This is a genomic window from Amycolatopsis sp. cmx-8-4, assembly GCF_046548675.1.
Lineage (GTDB): Bacteria > Actinomycetota > Actinomycetes > Mycobacteriales > Pseudonocardiaceae > Amycolatopsis.
In genome coordinates, this window is record NZ_JAEBDZ010000026.1 from 72460 (window position 1) to 88210 (window position 15751).

The 15751-nt window shown below is 72.2% G+C and carries 16 protein-coding genes; 4 read left to right on the forward strand and 12 right to left on the reverse strand.

Translation table 11 applies throughout. From position 1 onward, the window contains the following. Positions 1–9 precede the first annotated feature (9 nt). A complete protein-coding gene (locus tag ACLJQZ_RS38085; RefSeq protein ID WP_410625281.1) occupies positions 10–609 on the reverse strand; it encodes a rhomboid family intramembrane serine protease in 600 nt (199 codons plus the stop codon). A 74-nt stretch (positions 610–683) separates the two neighbouring features. Between ACLJQZ_RS38085 and ACLJQZ_RS38090 the strand changes: the two genes are divergently transcribed. Further along, a complete protein-coding gene (locus ACLJQZ_RS38090; protein ID WP_410625283.1) occupies positions 684–1718 on the forward strand; it encodes a zinc-dependent alcohol dehydrogenase family protein in 1035 nt (344 codons plus the stop codon). A gap of 66 nt (positions 1719–1784) precedes the next feature. Then, positions 1785–3230: an aldehyde dehydrogenase family protein gene (locus tag ACLJQZ_RS38095; protein WP_410625285.1), complete on the forward strand. Its 1446-nt coding sequence runs from the start codon at positions 1785–1787 to the stop codon at positions 3228–3230. Between the two features lies 1 nt (position 3231). Here the strand turns inward: ACLJQZ_RS38095 and ACLJQZ_RS38100 are convergent, their stop codons facing one another. From ACLJQZ_RS38100 to ACLJQZ_RS38110, 3 genes are all read right to left on the reverse strand, one after another. Beyond that, positions 3232–4767, reverse strand: a complete 1536-nt coding sequence (locus tag ACLJQZ_RS38100) for an FAD-binding oxidoreductase (protein WP_410625287.1) — start codon at positions 4765–4767, stop codon at positions 3232–3234. 117 nt (positions 4768–4884) lie between these two features. Next, a complete protein-coding gene (locus tag ACLJQZ_RS38105) occupies positions 4885–5607 on the reverse strand; it encodes a maleylpyruvate isomerase N-terminal domain-containing protein (protein WP_410625289.1) in 723 nt (240 codons plus the stop codon). Between the two features lie 10 nt (positions 5608–5617). Beyond that, on the reverse strand, positions 5618–7330 hold the full coding sequence (locus ACLJQZ_RS38110) for a GMC family oxidoreductase N-terminal domain-containing protein (RefSeq protein WP_410625291.1): 1713 nt from the start codon (positions 7328–7330) through the stop codon (positions 5618–5620). Positions 7331–7494: 164 nt separating this feature from the next. Here ACLJQZ_RS38110 and ACLJQZ_RS38115 point away from each other — a divergent pair, with 164 nt between their 5' ends. Then, positions 7495–7698 carry a DUF397 domain-containing protein gene (locus ACLJQZ_RS38115; RefSeq protein ID WP_410625292.1) on the forward strand — a complete coding sequence of 68 codons (204 nt, stop codon included), beginning with the start codon at positions 7495–7497 and terminating at the stop codon, positions 7696–7698. Here the strand turns inward: ACLJQZ_RS38115 and ACLJQZ_RS38120 are convergent. The 4 genes from ACLJQZ_RS38120 to guaB form a co-directional block, all read right to left on the reverse strand. Further along, positions 7682–8815, reverse strand: coding sequence for a GuaB3 family IMP dehydrogenase-related protein (locus ACLJQZ_RS38120; protein ID WP_323329588.1), 1134 nt, complete (start codon positions 8813–8815; stop codon positions 7682–7684). The genes ACLJQZ_RS38115 and ACLJQZ_RS38120 overlap by 17 nt on opposite strands. A gap of 76 nt (positions 8816–8891) precedes the next feature. Beyond that, entirely contained in the window at positions 8892–9386 is a 495-nt protein-coding gene (locus ACLJQZ_RS38125) for a hypothetical protein (protein ID WP_410625293.1), read from the reverse strand. A 3-nt stretch (positions 9387–9389) separates the two neighbouring features. After that, complete coding sequence (locus tag ACLJQZ_RS38130; protein ID WP_410625295.1) at positions 9390–9884, reverse strand: hypothetical protein; 495 nt, start codon at positions 9882–9884, stop codon at positions 9390–9392. A gap of 227 nt (positions 9885–10111) precedes the next feature. Further along, complete coding sequence (gene guaB / locus ACLJQZ_RS38135) at positions 10112–11623, reverse strand: IMP dehydrogenase (RefSeq protein WP_326946064.1); 1512 nt, start codon at positions 11621–11623, stop codon at positions 10112–10114. Between the two features lie 129 nt (positions 11624–11752). On the opposite strand from guaB, the gene ACLJQZ_RS38140 reads away from it, so the two are divergent. Further along, positions 11753–12148, forward strand: coding sequence for a DUF5319 domain-containing protein (locus ACLJQZ_RS38140; RefSeq protein WP_247060636.1), 396 nt, complete (start codon positions 11753–11755; stop codon positions 12146–12148). Between the two features lie 66 nt (positions 12149–12214). Here ACLJQZ_RS38140 and ACLJQZ_RS38145 read toward each other — a convergent pair whose 3' ends face one another. From ACLJQZ_RS38145 to ACLJQZ_RS38160, 4 genes are all read right to left on the reverse strand, one after another. Beyond that, positions 12215–13159: an anti-sigma-D factor RsdA gene (locus ACLJQZ_RS38145; RefSeq protein WP_410625298.1), complete on the reverse strand. Its 945-nt coding sequence runs from the start codon at positions 13157–13159 to the stop codon at positions 12215–12217. Beyond that, complete coding sequence (locus ACLJQZ_RS38150; RefSeq protein ID WP_247063912.1) at positions 13160–13732, reverse strand: sigma-70 family RNA polymerase sigma factor; 573 nt, start codon at positions 13730–13732, stop codon at positions 13160–13162. A gap of 397 nt (positions 13733–14129) precedes the next feature. Then, positions 14130–14726, reverse strand: a complete 597-nt coding sequence (locus tag ACLJQZ_RS38155; protein WP_003073605.1) for a response regulator transcription factor — start codon at positions 14724–14726, stop codon at positions 14130–14132. Between the two features lie 131 nt (positions 14727–14857). Next, positions 14858–15712, reverse strand: coding sequence for a hypothetical protein (locus ACLJQZ_RS38160; protein ID WP_410625300.1), 855 nt, complete (start codon positions 15710–15712; stop codon positions 14858–14860). Positions 15713–15751: the final 39 nt, after the last annotated feature.

A 15751-nucleotide genomic window follows, 5' to 3' on the forward strand; every position in this document is an offset into this window, starting at 1 on the left:
AGAACCGCCCTAACCACTCACGACGGGCCGCGGCAGGAGCGCGAAGCCGAGCGCCATCCCCAGCAGGCAGGGCACGCCGTGGTTGTCGTGGACGACCGTGTCGGCCACGGCCAGCACCGGCAGCGCCCACGCCATGACCCGGAACTGCATCGGCAGCACCACGCCGTACCGGCGCGACGCCACGATGACCAGCACGGCCAGCGCGCCGAGCAGGCCGGCGACGCACATCGAGTTGCCCGCGCCGACCGGGTTGAGCCAGATGTAGCTCATGAACTGCCCGAACCAGCCGCAGCCGAAGTACAGCACCAGCCACCGCCACCGGCCGAAGGCGCGCTCGGCGAACGTGCCGAACACCGCCAGCCAGAGCAGGTTCGAGACCAGGCCGAACGCCCAGCCGTCCTGGAAGAACATGCCGGTGAGCAGGCGGTACCACTCGCCATCGTCGATGCGCGCGGCGTCGCGCACGACGTAGCCGTACAGCGGCGGGTGCACCAGCTGCGCGATCCCGCACGCCAGCGTCACCAGGAAGACCACGCCCGTCAGCACCGGCAGGCGGGGACCGGTGGCGAGGGCCCCGAACGGGTTGCGAGCTGCGGCGCGAGTGGTCATGACGGAAAATCTAGGGGCGACGACGTGGTCGCACCCCCGACGTTTGTCACGTTCCACCCGAGAAAGGCACCTGCATGCGAGCGACAGTCATCTACGGTGCCGGCGACGTGCGGGTGGAAACCGTCCCCGACCCGAAGCTGGTCGAACCCACCGACGTCGTCCTGCGTGTCGTGCGGTCCTGCATCTGCGGGAGCGACCTCTGGCCCTACGCCGACATGAAGCCGAGCGAGCACGGCCGCCGCATCGGGCACGAGTTCCTCGGGATCGTCGAGGAGACCGGCGCCGACGTCCGAAGCGTCAAGAAGGGCGACCTCGCCGTCGCGCCGTTCCTCTACTCCGACAACACCTGCGAGTTCTGCCGGGAGGGCCTCCAGACGTCCTGCCTGCACGGCGGCGGCTGGGGCTCGAAGGGCGTCGACGGCGGGCAGGGCGAGGCCGTGCGCGTGCCGCAGGCCGACGGCACCCTGGTCAAGCTCCCGCACACCGAGGACGACGCGCTGCTCTCGTCGTTCCTCACGCTGTCGGACGTCTTCTCGACCGGCCACCACGCCGCGGTGAAGGCGCGCGTGAGCGAGGGCCAGAACGTCACCGTCATCGGCGACGGCGCCGTCGGCCTCTCCGCCGTCCTCGCGGCGAAGCGGCTCGGCGCCGACCGGATCGTCCTCATGGGACGTCACCAGGCGCGCACCGACCTCGGCCGCGAGTTCGGCGCGACCGACGTGGTCGCCGAGCGCGGTGACGAAGGCATCGAGAAGGTCCGCGAGCTGACCGGCGGCCACGGGACGCACGCCGTGCTCGAGTGCGTCGGCACGAAGGGCGCGTTCGAGATGGGCATCGGGGCCGTGCGGGCGGGTGGCGCGGTCAGCCGCGTCGGCCTGCCGCAGTACGACGAGGGCCCGATCGGCGTGGGCGTGTTCCGCCGCAACGTCACCGTCACCGGCGGGGTCGCGCCGGCCCGGCACTACATCCCCGAGCTGCTGCCGGACGTCCTCGACGGCAAGTACCAGCCCGGCAAGGTCTTCGACCGGACCATCGACGTCGAAGGCGTCCCGGACGGCTACCGGGCCATGGCCGACCGCGAGGCGCTGAAGGTGCTCATCAAGCCGTGACCCGTCCGGGTGGGGGTCGGCGGGGTGCGACTGTGCCGGACCCCCACCCGGATTACGTTGGTACGCATGGACATGATCACCCCCGAGCCGCGCCCCGCCTGGATCGCCGGCCGCCCCGAACCGGGCGCGACCACCCTCGTCGTGCACCACCCGTACGACGGCAGCGAGGTCGCCACGGTCGCGGTTCCCGGGCCGGAGCAGGTCGAGCGCGCGGTCGTCGCCGCGGTGGCGAGCGCGAAGGAGCTGCGACGGCTACCGGCGCACGTCCGGGCCGGCGCGCTCGAGCACGTCTCCCGGGTCCTCGCCGCCCGCGCCGACGAGATCGCCGAAGTGATCACGGCGGAGAACGGCAAGCCGCTGAAGTGGGCCGAGGCCGAGGTGAACCGCGCGGTGTCGGTGTTCCGCATCGCCGCCGAGGAGGCCCGCCGGTTCACCGGCGAGGTCCAGCGGCTCGACACGGACCCCGCGGGCGAGGCCCGGCTGGCGCTGACCCGCCGCGTCCCGCGCGGGCCGGTGCTCGGCATCGCGCCGTTCAACTTCCCGCTCAACCTGGTGGCGCACAAGGTCGCGCCGGCCCTCGCGATCGGCGCGCCGATCATCGTCAAGCCCGCGCCGCGGACGCCGCTTTCGTCGTTGATCCTGGGCGAGATCCTGGCCGAGACGGACCTGCCCGAAGGCGCGTTCTCCGTGCTGCCACTGGGAAACGAGGAAACGCAGGCGCTCGTCGCCGACCCGCGGCTGCCGGTCGTGTCGTTCACCGGCTCCGGCCCGGTCGGCTGGTCGATCCGCGACGCCGCGCCGCGCAAGCACGTCGTGCTCGAGCTCGGCGGCAACGCGGCGGCCGTCGTGCTGCGCGACTGGCCCGACCCCGAGGGCGCCGCACACCGCATCGCCACCTTCGGCAACTACCAGGCCGGGCAGTCCTGCATCGCCGTGCAGCGCGTGATCGTGGACGCCGCGATCGCCGGCGAGTTCGTCCCCGAGCTGCTGGAAGCCGTGCAGTCGCAGCGGACCGGCGACCCGTACGACCGCAACACCGACGTCGGCCCGGTCGTCGACGAGGCCGCCGCCGAGCGGATCGTCGCGTGGGTCGACGAGGCCGTCGCGGCGGGCGCGAAGCTGCTCACCGGCGGCACGCGGGACGGCGCGACCGTCGCCCCCACGCTGCTCACCGACGTCCCGCCGGACACGAAGGCGTGGGCCGAGGAGATCTTCGGCCCGGTGCTCGCGGTGTCCGTTGTGGACGGTGTGGACGAGGCCTTCCGGTCGGTCAACGACTCCGCGTACGGGCTGCAGGCCGGCGTCTTCACCACCGACGTCCAGCTGGCCTTCCACGCGTCGGCGGAGCTGGAGGTCGGCGGCGTGATCATCGGCGACGTGCCGTCCTACCGCGCCGACCAGATGCCCTACGGCGGGGTCAAGGGCTCCGGCATCGGCCGTGAGGGCGTGCTCGCCGCGATGCACGACCTCACCGAGGAGCGCGTCACGGTGTTCACCGGCATCGACCTCTGACTCAGACCTGGACGCCCTGCCCGAACCGGAAGACGTTGAAGGGGTCGTACTTCTTCGCGACGTCCTGCAGCCGGTTGACGTTGTCGCCGTAGTAGGCGGTCTTCCAGTCGGGCAGGGCCGGGTCGATGTAGTTGACGTAGCCGCCGCCCGCGCCGGCCGCGGAGAGGCCCGCGACGACGTCGGCGACGGACTGGCTCACCTTGGCCTGGTTCTTCGCCGTCGCCTGCGCGTAGACCTGCACACTGGCCAGCGCGTCGCGGTGCCAGAACGCGGTGGCGTCCTTGGCCGGTTCGCCGACCTTGCCGCCGAGGCCGTCGATGAGCAGGTCGGTGCCGGCGCGGCCGGTGGCGAGCGCGACGACCTTCGCCGCGTCGACCGGGGCCGTGATGATCCGCGACGACCCGAGGAACGACTGGCGGTCCGAGCTGCCCTCGAAGTACTTCATGGCGCCGAGGTAGTCGAGGCTGCGGACGGTGCGCTGCGTCGGCTTCGCGCCGGCGTTGGTGGTCAGGTTGTTCAGCAGCGTGTTCAGCCCGGACGCGCCGCCGACGTAGCAGCCGCCGACCCGGCACTGGACCGGCGAACCGCCCGAAACGACCAGGTTCGCCCACAGCTCCGGCGGCATCGCGGGAATCCACTGCTGCCACGCGTTGAGCACGTCGGCCGCCGAACCGACCGGGAAGTGCAGCGAGAACACGGTCAGGTTCGGCGCCGGGTCGGTGTCGAAGGTGAACTCGGTGACGACGCCGAAGTTGCCGCCACCGCCGCCGCGCAGCGCCCAGAACAGGTCCGGCTCGGACGTCGCGGACGCCGTCACGAGCTTGCCGTCGGCCGTGACGACCTTGGCGGAGCTGAGGTGGTCGCAGGTCAGGCCGTACTTGCGGGCGAGCACGCCGATGCCGCCGCCGAGGGTCAGCCCGGCGATCCCGACCGTCGGGCACGACCCGGCGGGCAGCGCGCGCCCGGCCGCGCCGAGCGCCGCGTAGACGTCCTTGAGCTTCGCGCCGGCACCGATCACGGCCTTGGTGCCCTGGACGTCCACCTTGTTCATCGCGGACAGGTCGATGACCATCCCGCCCTCGGGCACGGAGTACCCGGCGTAGCTGTGCCCGCCGCTGCGCGCGGCGATGGACACGCGGCCGGCGATGGCCTGGACGCACGCCTGCACGTCCTGGGCCGTCGAGGCCTGGGCCACCGCGACGGGGTTGCGGCCGTCGAAGAGCGGGTTGAAAGCGTGCTTGGCGACGTCGTAGTCGTCGTCGCCCGGGCGGAGGAGGCCACCGGTCAGCCGGGTGCGCAGGTCGTCCCAGTTCGGCGGCCCGGTCGGCGGCCTGCTGGTCGTCGGCGAGGCCGGGGGCGCGGTGGTGGGCGCGGTCGAGCCCACGGGCACCGGGCTGCCGCCGGTCGAGCAGGCCGCGGCGACCGCGCCTACCGCCGAAACGCCCGCGATCCGGAGGAACGCCCTTCGGTCCAGGTCCATACGGGGGTAGACGTCCGGCTGTCCGGCGGGTTGTCCCGCGTCCTGCTCGCTGTCCACATCGGACTCCTCAGCCCCGGGGGATGCACCCGGCGCGGCCAGTCTAGGTCGGCAGGCGAATCGCAACACGCTGAGACGGCTGCCTCGATGCCTACACGCGCCCACGGCGCGGTGCGTTCAGGACCAGGCGGGAACGCTCGGCACGGCACCGTCCAAGGCGGACCCGTCGGACCGGCCGCTCAGCCAGGCCAGCAGCGCGCCGGGCGTGCCCGTGACGGTCTCTTTCGCCGCGGCGCCCGTCGTCCACTCGAAGCCGTCGGTGACCAGGCGCAACGCCGGCAAGTGGGCACCGCGGGAGGTGATCGCGTGCTGGACGACGTCCTCCGTGAGCGGGCCGAGCAGGGCCAGCACCTGGTCGAGGTCGGGCCCGAGCCCCAGGTCGGCGAGGTGGATGGTCAGCTCGGACAGCCGCATCCGCGCGACGACGGCGCCGGTCACGGGCCCACCCTGGCGGTTGCGGGCTTCGCGCGCCCACGCGTCGTCCGGCATGGCCGCGGCGTACTGCTCGAACCGCCCGGCCGACGCGACGAAGTCCGCGAGGATGTCCGGCACCGCCTGCCGCGCACCGGCCTCGATGTCCGTCTCGCGCGCCTCGGGGCTGGCGTACATCGGCATCTCGACACCGGTGTCGGCCCAGGTCAGCAGGTTGCGCAGGCCATCGGCGTTGCGCGCGACGTGCGCCACGACGTGCGCCCGCGTCCAGCCGGGCAACGCACTCGGCGCGCGCAGCTCGGGCTCACCGAGCCCGCCGGCCACGCGGGCCCATTCGTCGTCGAGCCGCCGCACGCCGTCGAGCAGCGCGCGGGCCTTCCCGGATGCCTGTTCCGATGCCGTCGTCACCGGCCCGAGTCTAGGACCGCCGAAGGGCCGCCGGGGCGTCCGCCGGGACGGCCGGGTTCTTCGGCGCGATCGGCTCCAGCCGCACGTACGGCACGTCCTGCGTGGGGCGCGCGTCCGGTTCGCCCTTGTTCGGCCAGAACGAGAACGCGCGCTCCGCCTGGGCCGTGATCGTCAGGGACGGGTTGACGCCGAGGTTGGCCGTGATCGCCGCGCCGTCCACGACCGAGAGGCCCGGGTAGCCGAACACGCGGTGGTACGGGTCGATCACGCCCTCGTCGGTGGTGGCGCCGATCGGGACGCCGCCGATGAAGTGGGCCGTCAGCGGGATGTCGAAGATCTCGCCCCAGGTGCCACCCGCGAGGCCGCCGATGCGGTCGGCCGTGCGCTCGTTGGCCTCGTGGCCCGCCGGGATGAAGCTCGGGTTCGGCTCGCCGTGGCCCTGCTTCGACGTGTACTTGCGCCGGCCGAACAGCCCGCGCTTCGTGTACGTCGTGATCGAGTTGTCGAGGCTCTGCATCACCAGCAGGATCACCGTGCGCTCGCTCCAGCGGTAGCCGTTGAGCAGCTTCGCCGACTGGACCGGGTGCTTGACCATGAACGACACGGCCTGCCGCCAGCGCGGCACCGGTGACGCGCCGTCGGTGGCGATGGTCTGCAGCAGGCTCATCGCGTTGCTGCCCTTGCCGTAGCGGACCGGCTCGATGTGGGTGTTCTCGTCCGGGTGGATCGACGACGTGATCGCGACCCCGCGGCTGAAGTTCCGGCTCTCGTCGACGTCGGTGCGCGCGGCGCCGATGATCGCCTCGGAGTTCGTCCGGGTCAGCTCGCCCAAGCGCCGCGAGAGCGCGGGCAGCGTGCCGGTGTCCTTCATCTTGTGCAGCAGGTTCTGCGTGCCCCACGTGCCCGCGGCGAAGACGACCTTCTCGGCCGTGATGGTCGTCCGGAACCGGCGGGACGTCGTCCCGGTCTTCTTGAGGTCGACGTCGTAGCCGCCGCCCGAACGGGGCCGAACCGACGTCACCGTCGTCAGCGGGATGACCTGCGCGCCGTCCTGCTCGGCGAGATACAGGTAGTTCTTGACCAGGGTGTTCTTCGCGCCGACGCGGCAGCCGGTCATGCAGGCGCCGCACTCGGTGCAGCCGGTGCGCGCGGGCCCGGCGCCCCCGAAGAACGGGTCCGCGGCCCGCTCCCCCGGCTTGCCGAAGTAGACGCCGACAGGTGTCGGGTGGAACGAGTCGCCGACGCCCATGTCCTTCGCGACGTCGCGCATCACGACGTCCGATGGCGTGATGGTCGGGTTCGTGACGACCCCGAGCATCCGGCTCGCCTGGTCGTAGTGCGGCGCGAGCTCGGACTCCCAGTCGGTGATGTGCGACCACTGCTGGTCGGCGTAGAACGGCTTCAGCGGCCGGTACAGCGTGTTGGCGTAGACGAGCGACCCGCCGCCGACGCCGGCGCCCGCGAGCACCATGACGTCGTTGAGCATGTGGATGCGCTGGATCCCGTAGCAGCCGACCTGCGGCGCCCACAGGTAGCGCTTGAGGTCCCAGGACGTCTTCGCGAACTCGTCGTCGGCGAACCGGCGCCCCGCCTCGACGACGGCGACCCGGTAGCCCTTCTCGGTGAGCCGCAGCGCCGCGACGCTGCCGCCGAACCCCGACCCGACCACGACGACGTCGTAGTCGAACGCACCGGCACTGGTGGTGGTGTTACTGGCAGTCACACCTAGAGCGTAACCCCGGGTCCGCTTCCTGACCAGAGGTAAGTTACTGGCCAGTCACCCGTCTGCGCGCTTCTCGGACGGTGATTGTGGGTATACAAACAGTAGCTCGATGTTCACGTCGGCGAGACCCGTTCGGCGGGACACGATTTCCGGGAGGGACCGCCATGGGCCCCCAGCAGCTCACCGGTTGGCGCAAGTCGAGCCACAGTCACTTCGAAGAGAACGCCTGCGTGGAGATCGGTTCCGCGCCCGGCGTCGTCGGGGTGCGGGACACCAAGCAAGCGGCACTCGGTGCCGCCCGCCCGGTGCTCGTCTACCCCGCGGAGGCCTTCGCGGCCTTCGTGCGGCACCTCACCGGCGAACGGTGAGCCCCACCCGCTGGAACTCCTTCAAATCCGAATAACCCGTCTTCGCCATCGCGCGACGCAGGGCACCGAAGAGGTTCACCACGCCCTCCGCGTCGGACGACGGCCCGAACAGCAGGGTCTTGAGGTCGACGGCGTAGTCCGGCCCGGCCGCCACGCGCGAGCGCGGCAGCGACGGGTGCGCGGCCGCCGCCGTCCAGTACAGGCCCTGCCCGGGCGCGTCCGACGCGGCGGCCAGTGGTGAGCCGAGCATGACGGCGTCCGCGCCGCACGCGATGGCCTTCGCGATGTCCCCCGACGTCGTCATGCCGCCGTCCGCCAGCACGTGCACGTAGCGGCCGCCGGTCTCGTCGAGGTAGTCGCGGCGGGCGGCCGCGGCGTCGATGACGGCCGTGGCCATCGGGACGCCGATGCCGAGCACGCGGTCGGTGCTCGTCACGCCCGGCGTGTACCCGTGGCCGACGATGACGCCGGCCGCGCCGGTGCGCATCAGGTGCATCGCCGTGCGGTAGTCGCTGACGCCGCCGGCGATCACCGGGACGTCGAGGCGGCCGATGAAGTCCTTGAGGTTCAGCGGCTCGGCGTCGCGCTGCACGTGCTCGGCGGAGATGATCGTGCCCTGCACGACCAGGATCTCGACGCCGGCCGCGATCAGGTCCGGGGTCAGCTCGGCGGCGTGCTGCGGGCTGACGCGCGCGGCCACCGTGACGCCGGACTCGCGGACCGTCTTGATCGCCTCGGTCAGCAGGTCGAGCCGGATCGGCGCGGCGTGCAGCTCCTGCAGCACGCGGCCGACGGCGGTCGGGTCCTCGACGTCCTCGGCCGCGCGGACCAGCTGGAAGATCGCGTCCTCGACGTTCGGGTGCCGGGCCCAGAGCCCTTCGGCGTTGAGCACGCCCAGGCCGCCGAGCTCGCCGACGGCGACCGCGGTGCCGGGCGAGACGATCGCGTCCGTCGGGTGGGTGACCAGCGGCAGGTCGAAGCGGTAGGCGTCGATCTGCCACGAGGTGGACACCACCGACGACGACCGGGTCCGCCGTGAGGGCACGATCTCGACGTCGTCGAGGTCATACGCCCGCCGCGCGGTGCGGCCCATCCCGATCTCGACCAGGTCCCGCACGTGAAGCCTCCTCCGACGACGACAATCTGCCGTGCCCCATTGTCGCTAGTCCGCGTGGGTGACCCGCGCACGGGGGTTAGAACAGCCGCGACACGAGCAGTACGCCGGCCCCGAGCCCGGCCACCGCGCCCGCCACCGCCGGGATCGGGCGCTTGGCGTCGGCGCACGCGCCGAGCGCGCCGGCCAGGAACCCGAGCCCGGTCAACGCCGCGACGAAGATCCCGAGACCGCCGGAGTCGACGGTGGTCCGCCTGCCGTCGACCTCGATGGCCTGGACCTCCCGCCCGACATCGGAGATCTCCGCCCGGAGCCACGTCCCCGCCGGCCGGCCGAGGTGCCGGTCCTTGCCCCGGACGTCGAAGCGCTCACCCGACGCCGTGCGGAGGACGAGGTGGTGCTGCTGGTCCTCGCCCGCACCCGGCTCGGTGCTCACCGGCCACTGCACGGGGTCCGCCGCCTCGACGACGGCTTCTTCCCAGCCGGACGGGCCGACGGCCTGGAGGAACCAGACCACGGCGAGGGTGGCCGCCGCCCCGGCGACGACCGCCCACAACGCCGGTCGGAGGTCCACGGGCTACACGCGGACGAACACGGCGACCGGGGACAGGATCGCGCCCAGCGCGAGCGCCAGCCAGGTGGCCATCGGTGGATAGACGTTGAGCCGGACCGCGCCGAAGTAGACCGCGCCCAGGGCGAGCAGCGACGCGACGATCAGGAGCACCGGCCGGATCACGCCCGCCCGCAGGTCGAGCACACCGCCGCCGGCCCGCAGGTAGGCGATGGTGCTGTCCGCGGTCGAGACGTCGAGCGCGACCGGCTGCCCCGGCGGCAGGTCGAGGCCGGACCCGACCGTGGTGATGCTGTAGTGCCGCCCGTCGGCCGCGTCGATGCCGATGGTGTGCCGCACGGCGCCGTCGTCCCCGCCGACCGGGAGCTCGCCCCGCTCGTGGGACACCACGTGCCCGTCGACGCGGTAGGTGGGCGCGTCCCGGCCGGCGAGCACCTGGCACATGAGACAGACGACGCCGCCGAGGAACAGCGAGACGAGCGCGACTGCCGTGAAGAACACCCTGCGGAGCAAGCGCGTGAAGCGGCCGGCCGTCATGGCGTCCAGTGGACACTACGGTGGCCACGGAAGGCGATAGGCCAGTTACCGTAAGCACTCTGGGTAACGAAAGTTCAGCCGAAGAGGCCTATGGCCCAGGCCGAACGGGGGCATTCGACGCCGGAAGACCCGCGATCTTGTAATCAGAGCAGGTCGCGAGCGGTGCCGTGGGGCACCGCTCGCGGCCCGGCTCAGCGAGTTGTGTAGTTCGGGGCTTCGACGGTCATCGTGACGTCGTGCGGGTGGCTCTCCTTGAGCCCGGCCGCCGTGATCCGGACCAGCTGCGCCTCCTGCAGCTGCGGGATCGTCTCGGCGCCCGCGTAGCCCATGCCCGCGCGCAGGCCGCCGACCAGCTGGTGCACCACGTTGGCGAGCGGGCCGCGGAACGGGATCCGGCCCTCGATGCCCTCCGGGACCAGCTTGTCCTCGTTGAGCACGTCGTCCTGGGCGTAGCGGTCCTTGGAGTAGGACTTGCCCTCGCCGCGCGACTGCATGGCGCCCAGCGAGCCCATGCCGCGGTAGACCTTGAACTGCTTGCCGTTGACCAGGATCAGGTCGCCGGGCGCCTCGGCCGTGCCGGCCAGCAGGCTGCCCAGCATCACCGTGGACGCGCCGGCCGCGATGGCCTTCGCGATGTCGCCGGAGTACTGGATGCCGCCGTCGCCGATCACCGGGATGCCCGCCGGGCGGGCGGCCTGGTCGGCCTCGTAGATCGCCGAGATCTGCGGGACGCCGACCCCCGCGACGATCCGGGTGGTGCAGATCGAGCCCGGGCCGACGCCGACCTTGATGCCGTCCGCACCCGCGTCGACCAGGGCCTGCGCGCCCGCGCGGGTCGCGACGTTGCCGCCGACGATGTCGACCGCGTCGCCCAGCTCCTTCTTCAGCAGCGAGACGGTGTCGACGACCGCGCGGGAGTGCCCGTGCGCGGTGTCGACCATCAGGACGTCGACGCCGGCGTCGGCCAGGGCCATCGCCCGCTTGTGGCCGTCCGCGCCGACGCCGACCGCGGCGCCGACGATGAGCCGGCCGTCCGGGTCCTTCGTCGCCTTCGGGTACTGCTCGGTCTTCACGAAGTCCTTGACCGTGATCAGCCCGCGCAGCTTGCCCGCGCCGTCGACGATCGGGAGCTTCTCGATCTTGTGCCGGCGCAGCAGGCCGAGCGCGGCGTCCGCGGACACCCCGACCTGCGCGGTGATCAGCGGGGCCTTGGTCATGACCTCGGACACCGGGCGGCTGTGGTCGACCTCGAACCGCATGTCGCGGTTGGTGATGATGCCCACGAGGGTGCCGGCGGCGTCGGCGACCGGCACGCCGGAGATGCGGAACTTCGCGCACAGCGCGTCGACCTCGGCCAACGTGGCGTCGGGCGCGCAGGTGACCGGGTCGGTGACCATGCCGGCTTCGGACCGCTTGACCACCTCGACGGCGGCGGCCTGCTCGTCGATCGGGAGGTTGCGCTGGAGCACGCCGATGCCGCCCTGGCGGGCCATGGCGATCGCCATCCGCGCCTCGGTGACGGTGTCCATGGCGGCGGAGACCAGCGGCACGCCGAGCGTGATGTTCCGGGTCAGCCGGGTGCCGGTGTCGACCATGCTGGGCACGACGTCCGATTCCGCCGGCAGCAGCAGCACGTCATCGAAGGTCAGGCCGAGCATGGCGAACTTGGCCGGAACGGGGGCGGTGATGCCGTCGCTGGTCATAGCGGGTGAAGGGCCTTCCTGGCGCGGGGTGAGCGGCGTCGCTGTGGCGACTCGGAGCCTTCCCCTCATGATATCCGGGTCCGGCCCCTGCCCCGGGTGGTGGGCGAGCCGCGAGGACCGACCGGTAGCGTGCAGGCCGTGGCGCATGACGTTCTGCCTCCGGACCCGTTCGCGGACGACCCGGACGACCCGGCCCGCGCGTTCCTCGACAACGAGGAGCGGCTGGACGAGCCGATCAGCGACCAGGAACGCACCGAGCTGCTGGCCGATCTCTCGGATCTGGCCGTCTACCAGGCGCTTCTCGAGCCTCGCGGGGTCCGCGGGATCGTCGTGGACTGCGGCGAGTGCGACGAACCGCACTACCACGACTGGCACCTGCTGCGGGCCAGCCTGGAGCAGCTGCTGGCCGACGGGCGGATGCGCCCGCACGAGCCGGCCTACGACCCGAACCCCGGCGACTACGTCAGCTGGGACTACTGCCGCGGCTTCGCGGACGGCGTCACGGCGAACGAAAGCGCCTACTGAGGCCCCTGACCGAACGAAGGAGCCCCGGTGAGTTTCCTCACCGGGGCTTCTTCGGTTTGTGGACGACTACGGCGTATCGGTGACGCCCTGCTGGCCGGCCCCGCCGACCGTCTCGCTGCGGGGTGACGTGCCCGGGTCGTTGCCGCTCGCGGCCGTGGTGGTCGGTGTGGTCGGCGGCGGGGGCGTCGTCTCGGTGGTCGGCGGCGGAGGCGTCACGCTCGGCGTCCCGGTGCCCGGCAGGCTGGTCGTGCCGCCGCTGCTGCCCGGGATCGACGTCGCCGAGCCGGCCGGCGGCACCTGCGTCGCCGAGACACCACCGGGCGGTATCTGCGTCGAAGTGGGCTGCTGGGTCGGGCCCTGCACCGGCGCGTCCGGGTTCTGGAGCTGGGCGGCGAGCTGCCGGTGCTGCTCCATCAGCTGGCCTTTGTTGTCCTCGTCGCTGACCTGCGAGAGCGCGGTCTGGGCGTCCTGGAGGGCCTGGCGGGCGCCGACGAGGTCGCCACCGGCGAGGGCGAGGTTCGCCTTCTCGAGGTCGAGCTTCGCGTTCGCGGCCGCCTCGACCGAGTGGGTGTGATCGGAGTACAGGACCTTCGCGAGGCCCCAAAGCGTGTCGCCGGGCTCCGCGGAGCGCGCGGCCAGCCCGGTTCCGGTGAACGCGATCGCCAGCACAGCGGCGGCGACGGCGACCGGGACGAGCAGCCTGCGGCGGCCTCCGCTCGAGGCGTGCCGCTGCGCGAGAGCGGCGGTGGTCACGGTGCGTACAGCGGTGTCGACGTCGACCAGTTCGGCCAGTGGCTCACTGTCGATGTCTCTTCGCCACGCCACCAGCAACGCGTTGAGCTCCTGGTCGCCGAGGCCGTCGGCCAGGGCCGGGTCGGATCCGCCGAGCGCGTCGAGCAGGGCGTCGTCCGCCTGCACCGCCGTCAGGTCGGCGGCGAACTCCGCCTCCGAACCCGACAGGCCGCCGGCCCAGACGTCATCCGGCTCGAAACCCTTTTCGTGACCGGTCACTCAGAGCACCTCCTCCGCGGCCAGGACCTTTCTCAGCCGCGCGAGGGCGCGGTGCTGAGCGACGCGGACGGCTCCGGGGGTGGACCCCACGGCGTCCGCGGTCTCCTCCGCCGACAGGCCGACGACCACGCGCAGCACCACGATCTCCCGCTGCTTGTCCGGCAGCACCTGCAACAACTGGGACATCCGCTCGTTCAGCTCACCCTGCAACGCCCGCTGCTCGGGACCGACGCCACCCTCGACCTCGTCGGGGATCTCGGCGACCGGTTCGGCGCGGTTGCGAGCCGCCGCGCGGTGCGCGTCGGCCACCTTGTGCTGGGCGATCCCGTAGACGAAGGCCAGGAAAGGGCGCCCTTGGTCACGGTACGAAGGCAATGCCGTTAGCACCGCGAGACACACCTCCTGCGCAACGTCGTCCGCCGAAGCGAACGATCGCTCCTGCCTGCCAACCCGAGCGCGGCAATACCGCACTACCAGTGGACGGATAGCAGCCAGCAGCCGCTCCACCGCCTGGGGATCTCCCTCGACAGCAGCGGCGACCGGTTCATCCAGTCCATCCCCCACATTGGCCATCGCAGACAACAGTCCCAGTGTTACGTGTAGGCGTGCAAAGAGTCCGGCTCGTGGCTGCCCGCGCCGCGGACCGGTGACCGTTACCGTACCTGCGGCCGGCTCGGACCGGCGCGCGCGGTGCTCCGCGGCGCGCCGCGCCTGCCGGCGCCGCGAAAATACGGATTAGCCCCTGAAGCCCACGATCGATGTCGTCGAATCAACGAGCGACCGGGGCCACAGGTACGAGTTCCCGTCCGGAGGGCGGGAACCGGGGCGGGAGACCGCCCCGAGGGCTGCCCCGAAGGGCGCCGGAGTGTGATGGGGACCACACAGGTGCGGGCCAGGACGATACGTCGCCCTGGCCCGCTGTCACCTGCATTCCGGCCGTGTCAGGATCGAGGAGAGTCCGCGGAACTTCTCAGCTGACCAGGCCGCGACGGAAGCCGTGAGCCACGGCCTGCGCGCGGTCGCGCACGCCGAGCTTGCGGAACAGCCGCCGGGCGTGGGTCTTGACCGTGTCCTCGGACAGGTACAGCTCGCGGCCGATCTGGCCGTTGCTCTTGCCCTGGCTCATCCCGCGGAGCACCTGAAGCTCGCGCTCGGTCAGCTGAACGCCCGGGTCGGACGGCTGACGGGGCGCGGGCACCGAGGTGCTCGCGAGGGTGTGGGCCAGTGCGGCGACCAGCTCCGGCCGGGACGCGTCCCAGCGGAGGTAGCCGCGGGCACCACCGGCGATGGCGGCAGCGATGCTGCCGGCGTCGTCGGGGGCGCCGAACACGATGACGTTCGCCTGGGGGTTCGCGGAGACGAGCCGCCGGGTGGCTTCGACACCTGTCGGGACCGCGCGTTGCGTCCCGACCAGCACGACGTCGACGGGCTGACGGGAGTACCGGGCCAGCAGCTCGTCACCGTGCGCTACGCAGTCGATGCGACTGACCCCAGGGACCGCGGACATCACTCGGGTGAGCCCTTCACGGACACTGCGTCGGTCGTCGCAGATCAAGACCGTCGTCACGGGGTTTCCTTCCTGCAGCCGGGTGACATTCCACTTCCCCTATCGGACGCTTTAGCCCGAACCTTGACACGATCCGGTGGCTTTTTTTGAAACTTCTTAGCCCGGATGCCGGAACACCCCATTCCGACGGCTCAACCACCCGGGGCGGGGACCCATGGCGATTCCCCCGCGATCCTCCTCCCGCAAGGATCTGCGCTTCGTAACACTGCGTGCAACACCTCGGCGACTCTGAATCGATACTCCTCGGCGTGTCCTGGGCGCAGGTCGGCCGCGACGAGCGCGGCGGGCCACAAAAGTGAAAGCAATTCGCATTCTTCGGCCGCCGCCATTGCCTTTCCGACAAGAGCGTCCGAAATGTTCCGGTGATCGGGAGCTTCGGCCGCCCGCAGGGCCACGGCCAGCACGATGCCGGATTTGGTCGCGTGGCGGCGGGCACCACGGGCGACGGCGGTTTCGAACGCGCGCTCGGCGGGCGCCACGGCGGCGGCACCCTGACCTGCGGCGAGCTCGATCTCGGCGCCGACCCAGCCACCGCGGACCTCGGCCCGCCACCCGGCGTCCTGCGCCGCGGCCCGCGCGGCCAGCCGCCGCGCGGCGCTCAGCCGGCCCAGGGCGAGGTTGTCGGCGGCCAGGCCCAGCAGCGCGTCGGCCCGGGCGCCGGCGGCGTCGAGGCCGTCCGGGTCGGGGTCGCCGCGCAGGGTCGCCGCTCGCGCGAAGGCCTCGCCGTCGAGCGCGCGGGCCCGTGCGTGGCCACCCAGCTGCCGCCGGTGCGCCGCGAGGGTGCTGGCGGCGAGGGAGCCGAGCAAGGGGTCGCCCGCGGCACGCAGGGGGTCCAGGAGCGCCGCGGCGGCCGCGTACCGCCCCTGGGCGCCCAGGACGACGGCGGCGAGCAGGCGGGCCCGTGGCGGCCCGGCACCGCGCAGGACGGCGGGGTCGGGCCGCGGGTCACTGCCGAAGGCCGCGGCGCGGAGGGCGGGTTCGTGCACCCGTCCTTTCTAGCGCCTGCCACCGACAAGAACGTGATC